Consider the following 4,681-nt stretch of genomic DNA (forward strand, 5'->3'; position numbering starts at 1 on the left):
TCGTTCTGGGCGGTGCGGATGAGGCCGGTGAGGGCTGTGGCGGGGAGGTCGGTGATGTCCTCGTCGGGGGTGAGGGCGGTGGCGCCCTGGGTGAGCACGACGATCCGGGTGGAGTCCAGGGCGGAGTCGGCCAGCAGCTCCTGCAGCGTCGCCAGCGTGCCCTGAACCGCCGCGTGCACCTCCGCGCTCGGCTCGGTGAGCGCGATGACACCGGGGACCGGCCCGCCTGAGGCGAGCGCGGCCCGCAGCGCGGCGGCGTCGGCGTACGTGTCCCCGGAGACGGCCGCGGCCAGACCGTGCGGGTCCGAACCCAGCACGGCCCACGGCCCGGCGGCCGGCTCGGTGGCCTGCGGGACGGGCTTCCACACCAGGTGGTAGAGCCCGTCGAGGCGACCGCTGCGGTCCTGCAGGTCGCCGGCCGGGCGCAGGGCGATCTCGTCGACGGTGACGACGGGCCGGCCGTCGGCGTCCGTGGCCGTGAGCGAGGCGGAGCTCGTCCCGCTCGGAACCAGGTGCACCCGCAGCGCGGTCGCACCGGCGGCGTGCACGGTGACCCCGTTGAACGAGAACGGGATGGTCAGCTCGTCGGAATCCTCGATCAGCAGCGCGTGCAGCGCGGCGTCCAGCGCGGCGGGGTGCAGGGTGAACCCGTCCCCGTCGATGCTCTCGGGGAGCGCGATCTCCGCGTACAGATCCGTGCCCCGTCTCCACGCGCTCCGCAGGCCCTGGAAGGTGGGGCCGTACGTGTATCCGCGCTCGGCGAGGCGGGCGTAGAGGTCGCCGACGGGTATCTCCGTGGCTCCCTGCGGCGGCCACACGGCCGGGCCGGCCGCGGGAACCGGTCCCGGACCCGCCTCGGCGAGCACACCGGAGGCGTGCCGCGTCCACTCCTCGTCCGTCCGGCCCTCGGCGCGGGAGTGGACGGACACGGAACGCGTACCGGACTCCTCGGCGCCGAGCGCCACCTGGAGGTGGACGCGCCCGTCCTCGGGGAGGATCAGCGGCGCCTCCAGGACGAGTTCCCGGAGCCGGTCGTAGCCGAAGCGTTCGCCCGCCGCCACGGCCATCTCGACCAGGGCGGTGCCGGGCAGCAGCACCGTTCCGGAGACCGCGTGGTCGACGACCCACGGGTGGGTGCTCCGCGTGACGCGGCCAGTGAACAGCAGTCCTTCCCCGCCGGCGAGGCTGGTCACCGCACCGAGTAGCGGGTGCTCCGCCGGCGTCAGACCGAGACTCGCCACGTCCTCGGGCGTGGCCGGGCTGTTCAGCCAGAACCGGGCCCCCTGGAAGGCGTACGTCGGCAGCAGGACCCGCCGCGCACCGGGGAAGAGGCTCTCGACGTCCAGCGCCGCACCCCGCACGGCCGCATGGCCGAGGGCGACCGCGAGGGTCTGCGCCTCGGGGCGGCCCTTGCGCAGGACACCGACGGTCGACACCGCGCCCTGGGCGACCTCCTCGCCCAGGCAGCCCCGGGTCATGGCGGTGAGGACGGGGTCGGGGCCGAGCTCGATGTAGGTGGTGACGTTGTGGCTGTGGAGGTACTGGATGCCGTCGTTGAAGCGGACGGTGTGGCGCAGGTGTTGGACCCAGTAGTCGGGGTTGGTGAGTTCTTCGGTGGTGGCGGGTTGTCCGGTGAGGTTGGAGATGATGGGGATGGTGGGGGTGTGGTAGGTGAGGGTGGCGGCGGTGGTGCGGAATGCGTCGAGGATGCCGTCCATGTGGGGTGAGTGGAAGGCGTGGCTGACGTTGAGTTGTGAGGTGCGTCGGCCGTTGTTGCGCCAGGTGGTGGCGAGTTGGTGGGCTGCGTTGTGGTCGCCGGTGATGACGGTGGAGTTGGGGCCGTTGATGGCGGCGATGTCGAGGTGGCCGTGGTGGGTGGGGAGGGTGTTGAGGATCTCGGTTTCGGTGGCCTCGATGGCGATCATGGCGCCGCCGGTGGGGGCGGACTGCATCAGACGGCCACGGACGGCGACGAGGAGGGCCGCGTCGCCGAGGGTGAGGACGCCGGAGACGTGTGCGGCGGTGAGTTCGCCCAGCGAGTGGCCGAGGAGGTAGTCGGGGGTGAGGCCGTGGTGTTCGAGGGTGCGGTAGAGGGCGACTTCCGTGGCGAAGAGCGCTGCCTGCGTCCACATGGTCTGGTGGAGCGGTGAGGTGGTGGGGTCCTCGTCGGAGAAGAGCAGGGACTTGAGGGTGACGCTCTGCTGGAGGTGCTCGTCGAGGTGGGCGCAGACCTCGTCGAGGGCGCGGGCGTAGACGGGGTGGGTCTCGTACAGCTCGCGGCCCATGCCGGGACGCTGACTGCCCTGGCCCGTGAACAGGAACGCCGTCTTGCCGCCCCCACGACCCGCCGGCGGCCCCGCGATCAGCTCCGGCGCCTCCTCACCGGCGACCAGCGCGGCGAGTGCCCGCACGATGCCGTCCCGGTCCTCCGCGACGACGGCCGCGGAGTGCGCCAGCAGCGCGGGCACATCGGCCAGCGACCGGCCGATGTCGGGCAGCGAGACCTCCGGCCGATCGGCCGGACTGGCCGGACCGGCCGGATCGACCGGATCGGCCTGCTCCGTGCGCGCGGAGACGAAGGACAGCAGCCGGTCCGCCTGGGCCCGCAGAGCGGCCTCGGTGTGGCCCGACAGCAGCCACGGCGCCATCGGCAGGGGGGCCGGGGCCTCGGTGACGGGCTTCGGCTCGGCGGCGGGGGCCTGTTCGAGGACGACGTGGGCGTTGGTGCCGCTGATTCCGAAGGAGGAGACACCGGCCCGGCGCGGCCGGTCGGTCTCCGGCCACGGGGTCGCCTCGGTGAGGAGCGACACCGCTCCCGTGCTCCAGTCCACGTGCGAGGTCGGCCGGTCCACGTGCAGGGTGCGCGGGAGCGTGCCGTGGCGCATGGCCATGACCATCTTGATGACGCCGCCGACGCCGGCGGCGGCCTGGGAGTGGCCGATGTTGGACTTGAGGGAGCCGAGGAGCAGCGGACGCTCCGCGTCACGGTCCTGGCCGTAGGTGGCCAGGATGGCCTGGGCCTCGATGGGGTCGCCCAGCGTGGTGCCCGTGCCGTGCGCCTCGACGGCGTCGACGTCCGCCGACGACAGTCCGGAGGCCGCCAGGGCCTCGCGGATGACGCGTTCCTGGGAGGGGCCGTTCGGCGCGGTGAGTCCGTTGCTGGCGCCGTCCTGGTTGACGGCGGATCCGCGGACGACGGCGAGGATCTCGTGGCCGTTGCGGCGGGCGTCGGAGAGCCGCTCCAGCAGGAGGACGCCGACGCCCTCGCTCCAGGCGGTGCCGTCCGCCGCGTCCGCGAAGGACTTGCAGCGGCCGTCCGTCGCCAGCCCGCGCTGGCGGCTGAACTCCACGAACAGATCGGGCACCGCCATCACGGTCACACCGCCCGCCAGGGCGAGCGTGCACTCGCCCTGGCGCAGGGCCTGCGAGGCCAGGTGCAGGGCGACGAGGGAGGAGGAGCAGGCCGTGTCGACGGTGATGGCCGGGCCCTGGAGGCCCAGCGTGTACGAGACCCGGCCGGAGGCCACGCTGAGCGTGTTGCCGGTCGTACGGTAGGCCTCCACGGCCTCCGGCGCGTTGCGCAGGTGGGAGGCGTACTCGCTGTACATGGCACCGCTGAAGACACCGGTACGGGTGCCGCGCAGGGTGGCCGGGGCGATCCCGGCGTTCTCCACCGCCTCCCAGCTGGCCTCCAGCAGCAGCCGCTGCTGCGGGTCCATGGCCGCAGCCTCGCGCGGGCTGATCCCGAAGAACTCGGCGTCGAACCGGTCGGCGTCGTAGAGGAACCCGCCGTTGCGGGCGTACGAGTGGCCCGCACGGTCCGGGTCGCCGTCGAAGAGCCGGTCCAGGGCCCAGCCACGGTTGGTGGGGAAGGGGCCGATGGCGTCGGTGCCGTCGGCGACGAGCCGCCACAGGTCCTCGGGGGAGCGGGTCTCGCCCGGGTAGCGGCAGGCCATGCCGACGATCACGATCGGGTCCTCGTGATCGGAGGCGCTGCGGACCGCGATCGGCCGGCCGGGACGGACCACCTCGGTCTCGCCGGCCAGCTTGGCCAGCTCGCCCGTCAGGAACTCGGCGAGCGCGGCCGGGGTGGGGTGGTCGAAGACGGCCGTCGCCGGAAGCGTGACGCCGGTGACCGCCACGACCCGGCGGCGCAGCTCCAGGCCGGTCAGCGAGTCCATGCCGAGGGTCTTGAACGCCGTGTCCTCGTCGACGGCGTCGGGGCCCGCGAGACCAAGCACGGCGGCGACGGTGGTCCGTACGAGCTCACCGACGGTACGCCGGCGGTCGGCGGCGGGCAGCGCGGCGGTGCGCTCGGCCCAGGAGGAACCGCCCGCGCCGGACGCGGCGGCGGCCACGGCGCGCCGGCGCGGGGTACGGACCAGGGTGCGCAGCAGAGCCGGCGCGGACTGGTCCGGGGAGCGCAGAATCGCCAGGTCCAGGTCGGCCGCGGCGAGCAGCGGCTCCGGCGAGACGAGGGCCGCGTCGAAGATCTCCATGCCGCGCTCGGCGGAGACCGGCAGCACGCCCTTGCGCGCCCACCGCTTGACGTCGAGCTCGCTGAGCCCGCTGGTCATCGCACTGGCCGTGTCCCAGAGTCCCCAGGCGAGGCTGGTGGCGGGGAGGTTGTGGTGGTGGCGGTGGTGGGCGAGGGCGTCGAGGTAGGTGTTGGCGGCGGCGT

At 73.7% G+C, this 4,681-nt stretch carries 1 protein-coding gene; it reads right to left on the reverse strand.

The window, feature by feature from the left end; translation table 11 throughout:
• On the reverse strand, window positions 1-4,681 hold a 4,681-nt coding region (locus tag ACIPYQ_RS41090), incomplete at both ends, for a beta-ketoacyl synthase N-terminal-like domain-containing protein (RefSeq protein WP_401259791.1).

It is taken from the genome of Streptomyces sp. NPDC090045, from assembly GCF_044747975.1.
Lineage (GTDB): Bacteria > Actinomycetota > Actinomycetes > Streptomycetales > Streptomycetaceae > Streptomyces.